Raw genomic sequence first — 15,733 nt, 5'->3', positions numbered from 1 at the left:
GCGCGCTCCGCCACTTCGACAAGTCGTCGCGAATTGGAGGAATTCGGCGCGCCGACGATCAGATAGAGATCGGCGCCCGGCGCGGTGTCCTTGACGGCTTCCTGGCGGTTGGTGGTGGCATAGCAGATCGATTCCGCCGCTGGCGCCTGCAGCGCCGGAAAGCGATCCTGCAAGGCGCGGATGATGCCGGCGGTGTCCTCGACCGACAATGTGGTCTGGGTAACGAAGCCTAGCGCCTGCGGATCGGTGGGCGAGAGCTTTGCGGCATCGGCTTCGGTTTCGATCAGGGTCACCGCTCCGTCCGGGAGCTGGCCCATGGTGCCGATCACCTCGGGATGTCCGGCGTGACCAATCAACAGCACATGACGGCCGAGCCGCTGATGGCGCATCGCCTGCTTGTGGACCTTCGACACCAGCGGGCAGGTGGCATCGAGATAGAAGAGATTGCGCGCCTTCGCATCCGCCGGCACCGATTTCGGCACGCCATGCGCCGAGAACACGACGGGCGACTGCCGATGTTCGGCCGGGATCTCGGAGAGTTCCTCGATGAAGACGGCGCCAAGGCTTTGCAGCCCCTCGACGACGTAGCGGTTGTGCACGATTTCATGGCGGACGTAGACCGGCGCGCCATATTTCTTCAGCGCCAGCACGACGATCTGGATGGCACGGTCGACACCGGCGCAAAAACCGCGCGGCTGGCAGAGCCGGATCGTCAGAGGTGGTTTGGTGGTTGTCTGAAGCATTAAATCCGGGCCGGTTGATCAAAGCCGAAATGAGGTGCGCACCCCTGCCCTGTCAAGGGCATCGGTAGAAAGGGGGCGTCGCTCGCATTCATTCCTCTTTCGCGGGGCGGCGAAGCCGCAGGATGAGCACGGCGGCGAGCGTGGCGGCAAGCCCGTACCAGGTGACGGCATATTGCAGATGGCTGTTCGGCAGGTCGATGATGGTGACGCCGCCAACCGGCAATCCGCCTGGATTTGGCGTCTTGTCTGCGTCGATGAAGATCGGCACCAGCGTGAACCCAGCCGGCAGGCCCGCGCTCGCCGCCATGACGTCGCGGTCCTTCCAGTAGAAGATGTTCTTCGCCACATCGTTGTCGGGCAGCATCATCGACGGCTTTGCTGGCAGGGGGTTGCGAGCGAGCCCCGTGACCGTCACTCTGCCGGTCACCTGTCCCTTGGCGCGCTTGGCGGCGTCCTTCAGATCGTAAGGCACGAAGCCGCGATTGATCAGGACGAAGCGGCCGTCGTCGAGCGCCAGCGGCGTGTAGACATTGAAGCCGGCATCACCCTCCCAGGTCGCGTAAAAATGCCGTTCGCCTTGATGCAGGAACGTCCCGGTGACGGCGACGGGCGTATAATCGACGTCCCCGGTGGCTGCGAATTCTTTCTCGACCTCGGCCAGCGGCCGCGGCGCTGAATGAGTGCGCTGGTCGATGGTCTGCAGAAGGCCTTCCTTCCAATAAAGGCGCTGCACCTGCCAGGTGCCGAGCGCCAGCAGGATCAGGAACAGCACAAGGCCAAGGCCGAGCAGCAATGCCGTCCTAGGCCGCGATCGGCCATCGGCTTTAACGGTTGCCTCGCTCATTCGCCGCGATCCAACCGGCCTTCGGCCGCCTTGTTGCGGTATTGCAGCGTCAGCAGCACGCCTTTGATCAGCCTCAGCGCCGCCAGGCACAGCACGACAGCCAGCGGAATCCAGACCAGCAGATGCAGCCAGAGCGGCGGGCTAAGCGTGACTTCAACCCAGAGCGCCAGGCCGACGATAAGGAAGCCTATGATCAGGATGACGAACACCGCCGGCCCGTCGCCGGCATCGGCGTAGGAATAATCGAGGCCGCAATTGACGCAGCGCTTGCCGACAGTGAGGAAGCCGGAGAACAACCGCCCCTCGCCGCAGCGCGGGCAGCGGCCATGCAGGCCGGCCGAGATCGGATCGATCGGCGGCCAGATCGCCCTGTCTTCACTCATGGGAGCGTCGTCGCTCATTGCTTACCGCTCGATTTCGATCGGTGTGCCATCGGCCACCAGCGCCCAGATTTCGTCCATGTCGGAGTCCGTAACCGCAATGCAGCCGTCGGTCCAGTCGACCAATTGAAGCAGCCAGCCCCACCAGCCATAACCATTCGGTTGGCCGTGGATCATGATCATGCCGCCCGCGCCGACATTGCGCGCCTTGGCGGCGGCCTCATCGTCGGCATTGGGGTACGAAATATGGATCGATTTGTGCGCGATGCTGTTCGGGTTGCGCCAGTCGAGGACATAGTTCCCCTCGGGCGTGCGCTGATCGCCCTCCTGGTGCTTGTGCCCGACGGGATCGCCGCCGAGCGCGATGCCGTAGTTTCGCAGGACCTTGCCGTCGCCGATCAGTTCCAGCCGGCGTTCGGCCTTGTGAACACGCACCAGGTCCACCTTCTCGCCGGCAAAGGCCGGGAGTGCCCCGATCATCAATGCGCAAATAGCCCGGAAGATTGTCAGTCGCATTGGCTATCGATCAGCGATCATTGCGCCAAAAAGAAGAAGGCGGCCACGTTGCCGCGGCCGCCTCCAGAAATGAAAATCCCTCAGGCCTGGATCAGTGGCCCTCGATCACCGCGCCGACCGATCCCCAGACGTAGATCGAGGCGAACAGGAACAGCCAGACCACGTCGACGAAGTGCCAGTACCAGGCGGCCGCCTCGAAGCCGAAATGCTGCTTGGGGGTGAAATCACCCTTCATCGCCCGGATCAGGCAGACCAACAGGAAGATGGTGCCGATGATGACGTGGAACCCGTGGAAGCCGGTCGCCATGAAGAAGGTGGCGCCATAGATGGAATCCTTGAAAGCGAACGGAGCGTGCATGTACTCGTAGGCCTGCACCATGGTGAACAGCATGCCGAGGCCAACGGTCAGCACCAGGCCGTTGATCAGCCCCTTGCGGTCGCCGTGAAGAAGCGAATGGTGCGCCCAGGTCACCGTGGTGCCCGACAGCAGCAGGATGACGGTGTTGTAGAGCGGCAAATGGAAGGGATCGAGAACCTCCATGCCCTTCGGCGGCCAGACGCCACCAGTAAATGTGGCGCGCGCGTAGTTCTGTGCCTCACCGGCAAAAAGGCTGGCATCGAAATAGGCCCAGAACCAGGCAACGAAGAACATCACCTCCGAGGCGATGAACATGATCATGCCATAGCGCAGGTGCAGCGACACGACCCGCGTATGATGACCCTCATGCGCTTCCTTGATCGTGTCCGACCACCAGGCGAACATGGTGTAGAGGACGATCACGAGGCCGATGAAGAACAGCCACGGATTGGCGATGTTGAAGCCGAAGATCGGGAACGACCCGCCCTTCAGATATTCCATCAGGGCGACACCGCCAAAGGCCATGACCAGCGCCCCTACCGAGCCTAGGAAAGGCCATGGGCTCGGGTCGACGAGATGATAGTCATGCTGTGGTTTTGCGTGCGCGTCTGCCATATCAACCCCCGAGATTTGCTTCGGTATTCGAAATTGTCTTGCTGTTGCCATCGGTCGGCGCCGAGGAGGCGACCGGCTTGGTCTTCTCGACCGGGAACATCGTGTAGGACAGCGTGATCGTCTTCACGTCCTTGAGCTCCGGCACATTGACGATGTCGGGGTCCACGTAGAACAGGACCGGCATGTCCAGCGTCTCGCCGGGCTTCAGCGTCGTGTCGGTGAAGCAGAAGCACTCGACCTTGTTGAAATAGGGGCCCGCCAGTTCAGGCTGCACGTTGAAGGTGGCGCGGCCGGTCACCGAACGATCGAACTTGTTGGTCGCCTGGTAGTGCGCCTGCACGGTCTCGCCGATCTTCATCGTCATCGAGCGCTGGACCGGCTGAAACTCCCATGGCACGCCGGCGACGTTGGCATCGAAGCGGACGGTGATCTCGCGGTCGAGCACGCGGCCGGCATACTGCTTCTCGGCACGTTGCGTCGTGCCGCCATAGCCGGTCGCCTGGCAAAACATCTTGTAGAGCGGCACCGCGGCATAGGCCATGCCGATCATGCCGGTGAAGAAGGCGAGGCAGACAGCCGCGACGATGACGTTGCTGTTCTTGCCCGCCGCTTTCCTGGACTTCTCGACGCTCATCACATCGTGCCCAGATTGTGGCCGAACTTCACGATCGTCGCGATGTAGAAAATGACCACCAGCAGCGCCAGCGCCACGCCGATGGCGATAGAACGGCTGCGCTGCGCCTTCTTCTGACGCTCGGTCAACGTGACGGTCTCGAGCTTTTCCTCGATCATGGTCATGCTCCACCCATGGCAAGCGCGCGTTCGACAACGCTGTCGGCCAGATAGGCAGCGAAGATGGCGAAGAGATAAAGCAGCGAATAGGCGAACAGGGCCTTGGCCGGTTTCATGACGCGGTCATCGTCGGCCATGCCAAGCACTTTCCACGCGTACCAGGCAAAACCGACCCCGAGCAGCAGGGCGGCCACGCCATAGAAGGGCGTGGTGTAGCCGAGCAGCCACGGCAGCACGCCTACCGGGGCCAGCACCAGCGCATAGGCGAAGATCTGGCGGCGCGTCGAAGCGTGGCCGGCGACGTTGGGCATCATCGGAATACCGGCCTTGGCGTAGTCCTCGGATTTGAAAAGCGCCAGCGCCCAGAAATGCGGCGGCGTCCAAAGGAAGATGATCAGGAACAAGACAACGCTTTCGAGGCTGACCGTCCCGGTCACCGCGGCCCAGCCGAACACGGGCGGAATGGCACCGGCGGCCCCGCCGATGACGATGTTCTGCGGCGTCCAGCGCTTCAGCCACATCGTGTAGACGACGGCGTAGAAAAAGATGGTAAAGGCCAGCAGCGTCGCCGCCAGCCAGTTGACCAGCACGCCGAGCGTCATCACCGACAGCACCGACAGCACCAGCCCGAAGGTCAGCGCTTCGTGCGGCTGGATGCGACCGGCCGGGACCGGGCGGCTGGCGGTCCTGGTCATCACGGCATCGATGTCGGCATCGTACCACATGTTGAGCGCGCCGGAGGCGCCAGCACCTATCGCAATAGCCAGGATGGCGATCACCGCCAGCAGAGGGTTGATGGTCACGGGGGCGGCGACCAGGCCGACAAAGGCGGTGAACACCACCAGCGACATGACGCGCGGCTTCAGCAGCGCGAAGAAATCGCCCGCCGTCGCTTCCGACATGCGAAAGCCCGCTTCGTCAATCAATGGTCGTCGACAAGGGCCATGCGTACTTAAGTCCATCATCCGTTGGCCGAAACCGCCGGCGGACCGGCGGTTTCGTATTCGAGCGAACAGCCGCCTTACTTGATCTTCGGCAGCTGTTCCCACTGGTGGAAGGGCGGCGGCGAAGGCAGCTGCCATTCGAGCGTCGTTGCGCCCTCGCCCCATGGGTTGGCGCCGGCGATCCGCTTCTTCTGGAAGGCCTCGAACACGCCATAGAGGAAGATCAGGACGCCGACGGCCGAGATATACGAGCCGATGGACGACACATAGTTCCAGCCGGCAAACGCATCGGGGTAGTCGATGGTGCGGCGCGGCATGCCGGCGAGACCGAGGAAGTGCTGCGGGAAGAAGATCAGGTTCACGCCGACGAAGGTGACCCAGAAGTGGGTGTTGGCGATGACGGGCGAATACATGTAGCCGGTCATCTTCGGGAACCAGTAGTACCAGCCGGCGAAGATGGCGAACACCGCGCCCAGCGACAGCACGTAGTGGAAGTGGGCGATGACGAAATAGGTGTCATGCAGCGAGCGGTCGAGGCCGGCATTGGCCAGCTGGACGCCGGTGACGCCGCCGATGGTGAACAGGAAGATGAAGCCTAGCGCCCACAGCATCGGCGTCTTGAACGAGATCGACCCGCCCCACATCGTCGCGATCCAGGAGAAGATCTTCACGCCTGTCGGCACCGCGATGACCATGGTGGCGAAGACGAAATAGCGCTGCGTATCGAGCGACAGGCCGGTCGTGTACATGTGGTGCGCCCAGACGATGAAGCCGACGGCGCCGATCGCCACCATGGCGTAGGCCATGCCGAGATAACCGAACACCGGCTTCCTCGAGAAGGTCGAGATGACGTGGCTGATGATGCCGAAGCCCGGCAGGATCAGGATGTACACTTCAGGGTGACCGAAGAACCAGAACAGGTGCTGGAACAGGATCGGGTCGCCGCCGCCGTCGGGCGCAAAGAAGGTGGTGCCGAAATTGCGGTCGGTGAGCAGCATGGTGATGCCGCCGGCCAGAACCGGCAGCGACAGCAGGAGCAGGAAGGCGGTGATCAGCACCGACCAGGCAAACAGCGGCATCTTGTGCAGCGTCATGCCAGGCGCGCGCATGTTGAAGATGGTGGTGATGAAGTTGATGGCGCCGAGGATCGACGAGGCACCGGCAATGTGGATCGACAGGATCGCCAGATCCATGGCCGGCCCGGGCTGGCCCGAAGTCGACAACGGCGGATAAAGCGTCCAGCCGCCACCGACACCATAGGCACCCGGTGCGCTCGGCATGAACATCGAGGTGAGCAGCAGGATGAAGGCCGGCGGCAGCAGCCAGAAGGAGATGTTGTTCATGCGCGGGAACGCCATGTCGGGCGCGCCGATCATGATCGGGACCATCCAGTTGGCAAAACCGCCGATCAGCGCCGGCATGACCATGAAGAAGATCATGATCAGGGCGTGCGCGGTGGCGAAGGCATTGTACATGCTCTTGCCGCCGTCGATCGCGGCGTCACCGTTCATGCCGTAGACCATCTGCGCCAGACCGCTGAAGATCTGGATGCCAGGCTCCTGCAGTTCCATGCGGATGGCGACCGACAAGGCGCCGCCGATGATGCCGGCCATGATCGCGAAGATCAGGTAGAGCGTGCCGATGTCCTTGTGGTTGGTCGAATAAACCCAGCGCACCCAGCCGTGATAAGGCTTGTGGTCGTGCCCGTCGTGAGCTGCAGCGTCTGCCATGTTCCGCTCCGTTCCCTAAATCTTGCTAACCCGCGGCATCAGTTGCCGGCGGCCGCTACCTTGTTCTGGCCGTCGACCTCGGCCATCAGCGTCTTGTTGGCGCCGGGCAGATCGGTCTTGGCTGCCGCCAGCCAGGTCTTGAACTGCGCATCAGAGACGACGCGGATGGCGATCGGCATGAAGGCATGGTCCTTGCCGCAGAGCTGCGAGCACTGGCCGTAAAAAATACCTTCCTTCTCCGCCTTGAACCAGGTCTCGTTGGTGCGACCCGGAACGGCGTCGATCTTGATGCCGAACGACGGCATGGCGAAGGAGTGGATCACGTCGGTCGCGGTGACGAGCACGCGGGTCATGGTGTTGACCGGCACGACCAGCTCGTTGTCGACGGCCAGCAGGCGCGGGTAGACCTTGCGGTCCTCCTTGCCGGCAGCGGCGCGTTCGGCGTCCTGGAGGATCGCGGAGTTGAAAGAGAGCGTGTTGTCGGTCTGGTACTCGTAGTCCCAGTTCCACTGGTTGCCGGTCGCCTTGACGGTCAGCTTTGCTTCTTCCGGCGGCGTGTATTGCGCGGTCAGCAGCTGGAACGAGGGGATAGCGATGAGGAGCAGGATGACGACAGGTCCGATCGTCCAGATCAACTCGATCCACGTGTTGTGGCTGGTCTTGGACGGAACCGGGTTGGCGCTCGCGCGGAATCTGATGATGCAATAGGCGAGAAGAATCAGCACCAGGATGGTGATCGGGACGATGAACCACATTGTGTAGTTCCCGAACCACTCGATCTGCCGCATCATGTCGGTCGCCGGCGCCTGGAAGGTTGTCTCCCAGTTCTTGGGCTGGTCGGCATGGGCGGATGCGCCGGCGAAAAACGTGATAGCGGCACAAGCACTTAGAAACTTGGCACTTGCTGGAACCTTGGCGTTTGCCAGGAAATTTCTCATCGCCCTCATCGTCTCCCAGTTCCTCGCTGTGGTACCCACGAGAATAACGAACAATGCCGGGACGGGAATCCCGACAGTTTCAAGCTGGTTCAAACCATACTCTTTTTCCCTCCGCAAGAAAGGAGCGGACGAAACCGTGCGGCATTTTTGCGCGCAAGCCCGGATGTGCCTTTGGAGGCAGCCGCGGCAGCCCCGAATCGCCTACATTGAACCCACAGCGGCATTCCCGCGGCGCGCACGTGCCGAACGTCGCAATTCGGGCGAAATTGGCAGGGAAAAGCGCCGTATTGGCTTTTTCGGGGCAGACCTGGTGCGGTCTCGTCCTTTACTTGGCTTTGGCGCGGCTTAAAGTGCCGTGATTCGCAATGGAGCCGTCATGAATTACTGGCTTTCGAGAAACTCTCGGTTTTCGAGAAACTGGGCGAAGGTCATCTTTTTCGCCGCCCTGTCTGGCATCGGCTTGTCCGCGATCGTGTCCGGCACGGCGAACGCCGCGCAACCGAGCGGTACCGTTCGCTCGACGCATGGCGCATGGTCGATCATCTGCGACACGCCGGCCGGTGCCACCTCGGAACAATGCGTGATGATGCAGAACGTCGTCGCCGAGGACCGTCCGGAGATGGGACTGTCGGTCGTCGTGCTGCGCACCGCCGACAACAAGGCGGAGATCCTGCGCGTTCTGGCGCCGCTCGGCGTGCTTTTGCCCAACGGGCTTGGCCTCAATGTCGACGGCAAGGACATCGGTCGCGCCTATTTCGTGCGCTGTTTCCAGGACGGCTGCTATGCCGAGGTTATCCTCGAAAAGCCGCTTCTCGACACGCTGAAGACCGGCACGTCGGCCACCTTCATTGTCTTCCAGACCCCGGAAGAAGGCATCGGCATCCCGGTCGACCTCAAGGGTTTTGCCGACGGCTTCGCCGCCCTCCCCTGAAAGCCCGGCGACATCACCGGCTTCATCAACCAGAAGTGACGTCGACGGTCTGCTGGCAAACCGCTTTTGTCTTCACAATGCGGCTGAGCGATTGTCTCGGCGCACCTTCGCGCCTACATCGTGGCAAAGACCCATTCCTCCTGTGAACGGACGCGCCATGAACAGCCTGATCGGCCAATTCGACATTTCAGACGATCGCATCAAGCAGATCGTCGCCGAAACCATCAACGGCGCCGATGACGGCGAGCTGTTCCTCGAATACAGCGAGAGCGAAGCGCTGATGTTCGACAATGGCCGGCTGAAGACCGCCAACTTCAACACCGACCAAGGGTTTGGCCTGCGCGCGGTTGCCGGCGAAGCCAGCGGCTATGCCCATTCCAGCGATCTCTCCGAAGCTTCGCTGCTGCGCGCGGCCGATGCCGTTTCGACCGTCAAGGGCGGCTATTCCGGCACGCTTGCCGCCGCACCCGCCCGCACCAACCGCCATCTCTATGGCGAAGAGAACCCGATCCCCTCGCCCTCCTTCGAGGCCAAGGCAAAGCTCCTGCAGGAAATCGACGCCTGGCTGCGCGCCGAGGACCCGCGCGTGCGGCAGGTTTCGGCATCGCTCGCCGCATCCTGGCAGCATGTCGAGATCGTGCGCGCCGACGGCCAAATGGTGCGCGACATCCGCCCGCTTGTCCGCGTCAACGTCTCCGTCGTTGTCGGCAATGGCGACCGCCAGGAGAGCGGCTCCTACGGCATGGGCGGCCGCAAGGCGTTTGGCGAATTCCTGGTCGAGGACAGCTGGAAGCACGCCGCCAAGGAGGCGCTCAGGCAAGCTCTGGTCAATCTTGAGGCGATACCGGCGCCGGCCGGCACTTTCGACATCGTCTTGTCCAGCGGCTGGCCGGGCGTCATGCTGCACGAGGCCGTCGGCCATGGGCTGGAAGGCGATTTCAACCGCAAGAAGACCTCGGCCTTCGCCGGACTGCTCGGCCAGCAGGTCGCCGCCAAGGGGGTGACCGTCGTCGACGACGGCACGATGCCCGAGCGGCGCGGCTCGCTGACAGTCGACGACGAAGGCACGCCTTCGGCCCGCAATGTGCTGATCGAGGACGGCAAGCTGGTCGGCTACATGCAGGATCGCCAGAACGCCCGGCTGATGGGCATGAAGGCAACCGGCAACGGCCGCCGCGAAGGCTACGCACACCAGCCGATGCCGCGCATGACCAACACCTATATGACGGCGGGCGACATGGAGCCGGACGAAATCATCGCCTCGGTCAAGAACGGCATCTATGCCGTCTCCTTCGGTGGCGGCCAGGTCGACATCACCTCGGGCAAATTCGTGTTCGGCTGCACCGAGGCCTACATGATCGAGAACGGCAAGGTGACGCAGCCGATCAAGGGCGCGATGCTGATAGGCAACGGTCCGGACGCCATGCATCGCGTCTCGATGATCGGCAACGACATGAAGCTCGACACCGGCATCGGCATGTGCGGCAAGGCCGGACAGGGCGTGCCGGTCGGCGTCGGCCAGCCGCATCTGCGCATGAACCAGATGACGGTGGGCGGCACGCGGGTCTGAGCGAACGGCCCCGATGGCCGGGCTTATGCCTTGCCGATAGACCGGCGCGAAGTCGTGTAGAGAATCAGGAAGGCGATGACGCCACCGATCGCATATTTGACCCAAGCACTCAGGTAGTCGACGGTCCCGTCGTGGCCGGAGACATACAGCGCAGCTGCGACAAACGTCATGGCTGCGATGCCAAGTGCATAGGACGGCAATAGCCCGGTTCGAGCGATCTTTCGCAAAATCCAGGCGACGAGCGCACCCGAGAGCGCCATCATGAGAGTTGCGCCGGCGCTTACGTTATGCGGCGCCTGACATCGCGCTGCGGACATTTGGCGGGCTCCCAACAGTAGAGGTCGCGGACAGCGCGGTGGTGTCGTCCGCACTCGACCTCGCAAAGAAGGGAATGGATTTCGCAGATGCTCTGCATCTGGGGAAATCAGCTCATTGCGCTGGCTTTGCAACCTTTGATCGTAATTTCCTCAAGGCTGCAAAGACGGCGGGATATGACAGCTTGCAGGAAGCATGACAAAGGTCCGTCGCTGGCGCCCTGATGGTCGAGTCAGACCGAATGCGCCCGCTGATGCTTGCGTTTTCCAGTTTGAATTCCCGGCTGCACCTTGAAGTGAACACAATCGGCATTAGGAAATTGTTAGGTGTTTAACTGCCTGGGCTGCCGTTTCCGCACGAACGCAGTGCCGGCCTTCTGGTTGCGGTGGTGTTGGCAATGCGGCATTTCCCCGGCGTCCTGACCTCCTCTTTCCTGCTTGGCTTCGTTTCGTTGATTGGCGCGACATGGTTGCAAGCCAGTCCGGCGGCGGCACAGTCGACATTGTTCAAGTCGCGATCGACGCAATCTGCCGCAATTGGTGGAAGCACCAGCGTCCCCTACGGTTGGGTCGATTTCTGCCATCGCCGGCCAAAGGAGTGCAAGGTGCCCGCTCTGCCGGCCGCGAATATCAAGCTGACCGCGCAGAACCTACGCATCCTCAAGCGGATAAATCACAAGGCGAACAGCGCCATCAAACCCGTCAGCAATTTCGATCACTGGGGTACGATGGCGGATCACTGGGACTATCCGGTAGACGGTAAGGGCGACTGCAAGATCTACGCGCTCTACAAGCGCAAGCTTCTTCTGGCAGCGGGATTCCCCCGGCAAGCGTTGCTGATGACCGTGGTGCGCGACCTGGACAATGAAGGCCACACCATTCTGACGGTGAAAACCGACAAGGGTGATCTTGTCCTGGACAATCTGGTCAATGAGATCAGGCCCTGGAATGCGACGGGCTATTACTTCGTGAAACGTCAGTCGCAGCAGAACCCAAACACCTGGGTGTCGATCAACCAACGCGGCGGCACGTCGAAACGACTGTCGCCAAGTTCGTAGGGCCGAAGCCTCCAGGCTATCGCCGCTTCTTCGGCTTCTCCAGCAGTGCCACCGCTTCGACTTGCGGCGACCACAGGAACTGGTCGATCGGCGTCACGCTCTTCAAGGCGTAGCCGCCGTCGATGAGGATGCGCAGGTCGCGAGCCAGCGTCACCGGATTGCAGGATACCGCGGCAACGTAGGGAACATCCGAGCGGGCGATCTGCTTCGACTGGTCCTCGGCGCCGGCGCGCGGCGGGTCGAACACCACACCGTCGAACGCATTCAACTCCTTGAACGTCAGCGGCCGGCGGAACAGGTCGCGGCGTTCGCCCGTCACCCGCTTCAAGCCGGTGGCGAAGCGCGATCCACGGTCGAGCGCTGAAAGCGCTGCCGCATCGCCTTCCACCGCATGGACTTCCGACTTCGCGGCCAGGCGCAGAGCAAAGCTACCGCAACCGGCGAAAAGATCCGCCACCTTCTTGGCACGCGTCAGATGTCCGCCGACGATGTCGGCCATCGCCTGTTCGGCGGCCTCGGTTGCCTGCAGGAACGCGCCCGGGGGCAGGGCGACAGCGACGCTGCCGAACATGACCACCGGCTTTTTCGGCTCGATAATGATTTCGTCATCGATGGACAGCCTGGCAAAGCCCTGCGCCATGACGAAGTTAGCCGCGATCCGGCGCTGGTGCTCCCCGAGCTTGCCGGATTCGTGAACCGCGACATCGAGCCCCGAACCGGTCACGGTGACCGCCAGCCGGAACGATTTGGCGGTTGCGCAGACCAATTCGGCGAGCGCCTTCAAGCGATCGAGCGCGGCAACGATCTCCGGCAGCGAGATCGGGCATTCCGATATGGCGACGATCTCCGGCGACAGATGGCGATGGAAGCCGAGCAGCATGCCTGTCTCGGTGCGCCGGGCGGCAAGCACGACACGGCGGCGCGTCTGCGGTGCGCAGGCGACCAGGTCACCGATCTCGCAATCGATGCCCTTGCCCTTCAGGATGTGCGCCACTTTTTCGCGCTTCCACTGGCGATAGGCTTCGGCTTCGAAATGCTGGAGCGCGCAACCGCCGCATTCGGTGAAGTGGCGGCAGGCGGGATCGATGCGCAGCGGCGATGCTTCCAGCACCGCCATCAGCATGGCGCGATCCCTTTCGCGCGCGGCGGTGACCGTTTCACCGGGCAGTGTGAAGGGAATGAACAGATCGCCTGTCTCGGTCTCGGCGACACCGTCGCCCTGGGCGCCAAGTTTCCTGATGCTGAAGCGCGCGCTCATCGGTCCTTGATCCCACCGAGCAGGAATTCGCGATTGCCGTCGCCGCCATCGATCGGCGACAGATGCAGCCCCAGCGAGCGCCAGCCGGGAACGGAGTCCAGCCAATCCTGCAGCAGGCCGGCGACACGGGCGGCGTCGAAGGGATCCTTCAACAGACCACCCTTGCCGATCGCTTCCCTGCCGGCCTCGAATTGCGGCTTGACCAGAAACATGGCCTTTGCGCCAGCCTTGGCCAGACCAAGGGCCGGCGGCAGCGCCAGTTTCAGCGAGATGAAGCTGACGTCGGAGACGATGAAATCCGGAATACGCCCGCCGAGATCGGTGACGGCGAGGTCGCGGGCGTTCAGCCCTTCGATCACCGTCACACGCGGGTCGCCGCCGATATCAGGATGCATCTGGCCATGACCGACATCGACGGCGGTGACATGGGCCACGCCGCGCTCGAGCAACACCTGGGTGAAGCCGCCGGTCGAGGCGCCGATGTCGAGCGCTTCACGGCCGGCAGGATCGAGGCCGAAATGATCGAGCCCGCCGATCAGCTTGAGTGCCGCGCGCGACACATAGCCTTGCGCCGGATCATCGATGGTAACGTGACATTGCGGCAAAACGCTCTGGCCGGGCTTGCGCGCAATGAGGCCGTCGACGGTCACAGTGCCGCGCTCGACCGCGTCGCGGGCACGCGAGCGGCTGGCAAACAGCCCGCGCTGGACGAGCAGGTCGTCGAGCCGCTGGCGTGCGCTGGCTGGCAGAGGCGAATTCATCGGCCTTCATGGCGAAAGCCGACGACGATGGCAAGAGCGCCAGCTGGAAGCATTTCGTCTCCCGTTCCCATCATCACGCTCAGCATCTTGCACGGCGACGATGGTGAGGCGTCCCGTCCCGCCGACCATCCTTATGAATACCCATGCGTTACGCCCGTTGAGACGGATGACCGCCGAAGCATGAGGTCTCACCGCCTGCGGGTAAATACCAACAATCTAGAAAGCCTCATGATTTCTTAACCAATTTTCATCGCATTTGCTTGAGGACTTCAATGTTATGACCGCGACGACGGGAAAACCCGGATGAAGAGGCGGCAACTTTGGAAATGGCCAGCGACATCGTCTACAAGGTTCTTGACCGGATTTCTGGCGCCGGCCTGCTGGCGACCGGACTTCTGTTGCTGACTGCTTTGGCCAGTGCCCTGGTCGCCTATTGGCGCACGGTCGAGAAAAAGAGCTGGAAAGAGTTCTTCGAGTTCGCGGTCCCGCATGAGGTCATCACGCATCCTTCGGCGAAAGCCGACCTTTTGTTCTGGGTGACGCGGAAGGCGCTGATGCCATTCCTCATGCTGCCCGCCGGCGTCGTCTTCGTCAGCGCCGTCGGCTATGCGACGAACTGGTTGCTCTCCACGCTGCTGGCAATCCAGCCGCCTCTGATCGAGGGGCCGGCGGGGCCTGTGACGGTGACGATCTTCACCCTCACCATGCTGCTTGCCTACGACATTTCGTACTATCTCTATCATGTCGCCCAGCACCGCTACCCGGTGCTCTGGGAACTGCACAAGGTGCACCATTCGGCCGAGGTGATGGTCGGCATCACCAAGGATCGCGTCCACCCGCTCGACGAATTGATGAACCGGGCCTGGGACGGCGTCATTCCCGGCATCTGCGTCGGCATCTGGTCGCTGGTGTCGCTGAACCTGGTTGAACTGACGGTCTTCGGCGTCAACGTCTACATCATACGCAACATCCTGATGATGGATTTCGTCAGGCACACGCATTTCAAGATCTCGTTTGGGCCGTTGAACAATCTGATCCTGTGCCCACACTGGCATCAGTTGCACCACAGCACCGACCCGCGCCATTACGACAAGAACTTCGGGCTGCTCTTCTCGTTCTGGGATCGGCTCTTCGGAACTCTGTGCGTTCCGAAACCCGACGAGGACTTCAAGTTCGGTTTGATCGAACGCAACGTGCGCGACTACCAGTCGCTCGCAGGCCTCTATGTCATGCCGCTGCAGCGGATGTGGCGGCAGATCGCCAGACATTTCCGCGCCGACAAGCCCGAGCCACAGCAATCGCCGCAGGGGGGCAAGCCATGAACGGACCGGCCGTGTTTCGGATGCAGCAAGCGCACCGGATCGAAATTGCAACCTCGCCAGAGCGACTGGCAGAAATCGCGCCCGCCTGGGCAGCGCTCTGGCAACGCGCCGGCGGCCTCGTTTTCCAGCATCCCGACTGGATCTCGGCCTGGTGGCACACCACACCGCATCAGGACCGCCGCGGCCTCAGGATCGGCCTGGTCTGGAGCGGCGAGCGCCTCGAGGCGGTCATTGCGCTCGCGACCTTCTGGCGCTCGGGCATCCGTATGCTGGAATGGGCGGCGAAGGATCACTGCGACTATGGCGATGTCCTGCTTGCTCCCGATGCAGAGCCACAGATCCTGCCGCAACTCTGGCAACATATCCTCGACGATAGCGGCTTCGATCTTGCGTATCTCAATCGGCTGTTGCCCGATGCTCGATTCCGGACCCTGCTTGGTCCCGCCGCCCCAGGCCAGGGCAGCATCTTGCAGCCGAGCCACCGCAGCGAGGTCAGCTACCGAGTTTCCAGCGCCGGACAACGCGGCGCACAATGGTTTGAAAGCCAGTCGAAGAAAACCCGGCAAAACTATCGCCGTGGTTACAAATTCATGGAGGAAGGCGGCGCGCTGCGTTTCCGCCTGATGGATGCGCACGAAGCCCGCGAGCCGGTGCTGGAA

General features: G+C 62.3%; 18 protein-coding genes and 1 pseudogene. 6 read left to right on the top strand and 13 right to left on the bottom strand.

Features of this window, described 5'->3' with window-relative positions:
• The 10 genes from ispH to coxB form a co-directional block, all read right to left on the bottom strand.
• The coding region (gene ispH, locus EN879_RS05895) for a 4-hydroxy-3-methylbut-2-enyl diphosphate reductase (protein ID WP_127273980.1) at positions 1 to 743 on the bottom strand (743 nt) is incomplete at its 3' end.
• 88 nt (positions 744 to 831) lie between these two features.
• Positions 832 to 1,587: an SURF1 family protein gene (locus EN879_RS05890; RefSeq protein WP_063167682.1), complete on the bottom strand. Its 756-nt coding sequence runs from the start codon at positions 1,585 to 1,587 to the stop codon at positions 832 to 834.
• Positions 1,584 to 1,970, bottom strand: coding sequence for a DUF983 domain-containing protein (locus tag EN879_RS05885; RefSeq protein ID WP_024503617.1), 387 nt, complete (start codon positions 1,968 to 1,970; stop codon positions 1,584 to 1,586). Before EN879_RS05885 ends, EN879_RS05890 begins: the two co-directional genes overlap by 4 nt.
• 21 nt (positions 1,971 to 1,991) lie before the next feature.
• Complete coding sequence (locus tag EN879_RS05880; protein ID WP_063167681.1) at positions 1,992 to 2,483, bottom strand: L,D-transpeptidase family protein; 492 nt, start codon at positions 2,481 to 2,483, stop codon at positions 1,992 to 1,994.
• Positions 2,484 to 2,574: 91 nt separating this feature from the next.
• Positions 2,575 to 3,456: a cytochrome c oxidase subunit 3 gene (locus tag EN879_RS05875; RefSeq protein ID WP_024503615.1), complete on the bottom strand. Its 882-nt coding sequence runs from the start codon at positions 3,454 to 3,456 to the stop codon at positions 2,575 to 2,577.
• A gap of 1 nt (position 3,457) precedes the next feature.
• Positions 3,458 to 4,090, bottom strand: a complete 633-nt coding sequence (locus EN879_RS05870) for a cytochrome c oxidase assembly protein (RefSeq protein ID WP_027164147.1) — start codon at positions 4,088 to 4,090, stop codon at positions 3,458 to 3,460.
• On the bottom strand, positions 4,090 to 4,248 hold the full coding sequence (locus tag EN879_RS05865) for a hypothetical protein (RefSeq protein WP_013532777.1): 159 nt from the start codon (positions 4,246 to 4,248) through the stop codon (positions 4,090 to 4,092). Before EN879_RS05865 ends, EN879_RS05870 begins: the two co-directional genes overlap by 1 nt.
• Before the next feature lie 2 nt (positions 4,249 to 4,250).
• Positions 4,251 to 5,210, bottom strand: a complete 960-nt coding sequence (locus tag EN879_RS05860; RefSeq protein WP_127273981.1) for a heme o synthase — start codon at positions 5,208 to 5,210, stop codon at positions 4,251 to 4,253.
• 59 nt (positions 5,211 to 5,269) lie between these two features.
• Positions 5,270 to 6,922 carry a cytochrome c oxidase subunit I gene (gene ctaD / locus EN879_RS05855; RefSeq protein WP_013532779.1) on the bottom strand — a complete coding sequence of 551 codons (1,653 nt, stop codon included), beginning with the start codon at positions 6,920 to 6,922 and terminating at the stop codon, positions 5,270 to 5,272.
• Positions 6,923 to 6,960: 38 nt separating this feature from the next.
• Positions 6,961 to 7,977 carry a cytochrome c oxidase subunit II gene (coxB, locus tag EN879_RS05850; protein WP_032809847.1) on the bottom strand — a complete coding sequence of 339 codons (1,017 nt, stop codon included), beginning with the start codon at positions 7,975 to 7,977 and terminating at the stop codon, positions 6,961 to 6,963.
• A gap of 259 nt (positions 7,978 to 8,236) precedes the next feature.
• Here coxB and EN879_RS05845 point away from each other — a divergent pair, with 259 nt between their 5' ends.
• Positions 8,237 to 8,791: an invasion associated locus B family protein gene (locus EN879_RS05845; protein ID WP_013532781.1), complete on the top strand. Its 555-nt coding sequence runs from the start codon at positions 8,237 to 8,239 to the stop codon at positions 8,789 to 8,791.
• A 157-nt stretch (positions 8,792 to 8,948) separates the two neighbouring features.
• The gene (gene tldD, locus EN879_RS05840) at positions 8,949 to 10,361 is read left to right on the top strand and encodes a metalloprotease TldD (RefSeq protein ID WP_024503610.1); all 1,413 of its coding nucleotides are present in this window, start codon (positions 8,949 to 8,951) and stop codon (positions 10,359 to 10,361) included.
• A 23-nt stretch (positions 10,362 to 10,384) separates the two neighbouring features.
• On the opposite strand, the gene EN879_RS05835 is transcribed toward tldD, so the two are convergent.
• On the bottom strand, positions 10,385 to 10,678 hold the full coding sequence (locus tag EN879_RS05835) for a hypothetical protein (protein ID WP_063167679.1): 294 nt from the start codon (positions 10,676 to 10,678) through the stop codon (positions 10,385 to 10,387).
• A gap of 41 nt (positions 10,679 to 10,719) precedes the next feature.
• Here EN879_RS05835 and EN879_RS05830 point away from each other — a divergent pair, with 41 nt between their 5' ends.
• Together EN879_RS05830 and EN879_RS05825 are read left to right on the top strand one after the other, a co-directional pair.
• Positions 10,720 to 10,875 (top strand): hypothetical protein, encoded by a 156-nt coding sequence (locus EN879_RS05830; protein WP_244514273.1) that lies wholly within the window; start codon positions 10,720 to 10,722, stop codon positions 10,873 to 10,875.
• 198 nt (positions 10,876 to 11,073) lie between these two features.
• Entirely contained in the window at positions 11,074 to 11,733 is a 660-nt protein-coding gene (locus tag EN879_RS05825; protein WP_063167678.1) for a transglutaminase-like cysteine peptidase, read from the top strand.
• A 16-nt stretch (positions 11,734 to 11,749) separates the two neighbouring features.
• Here EN879_RS05825 and EN879_RS05820 read toward each other — a convergent pair whose 3' ends face one another.
• The gene (locus tag EN879_RS05820; RefSeq protein WP_127273979.1) at positions 11,750 to 12,991 is read right to left on the bottom strand and encodes a class I SAM-dependent RNA methyltransferase; all 1,242 of its coding nucleotides are present in this window, start codon (positions 12,989 to 12,991) and stop codon (positions 11,750 to 11,752) included.
• On the bottom strand, positions 12,988 to 13,752 hold the full coding sequence (locus EN879_RS05815) for a TlyA family RNA methyltransferase (RefSeq protein WP_063167676.1): 765 nt from the start codon (positions 13,750 to 13,752) through the stop codon (positions 12,988 to 12,990). The genes EN879_RS05820 and EN879_RS05815 overlap by 4 nt, the downstream gene beginning before the upstream one ends.
• Positions 13,753 to 14,078: 326 nt before the next feature.
• Between EN879_RS05815 and EN879_RS05810 the strand changes: the two genes are divergently transcribed.
• Together EN879_RS05810 and EN879_RS05805 are read left to right on the top strand one after the other, a co-directional pair.
• Positions 14,079 to 15,074, top strand: coding sequence for a sterol desaturase family protein (locus EN879_RS05810; protein WP_063167675.1), 996 nt, complete (start codon positions 14,079 to 14,081; stop codon positions 15,072 to 15,074).
• Positions 15,071 to 15,733 (top strand): annotated as a pseudogene (locus EN879_RS05805) (GNAT family N-acetyltransferase); the annotation flags it as partial. The gene EN879_RS05810 and the pseudogene EN879_RS05805, both read left to right, overlap by 4 nt.

It is taken from the genome of Mesorhizobium sp. M7A.F.Ca.AU.002.02.1.1, assembly GCF_003998535.1.
GTDB classification, from domain to species: domain Bacteria; phylum Pseudomonadota; class Alphaproteobacteria; order Rhizobiales; family Rhizobiaceae; genus Mesorhizobium; species Mesorhizobium ciceri.
This window is presented reverse-complemented; position numbering and strand designations above follow the sequence as displayed.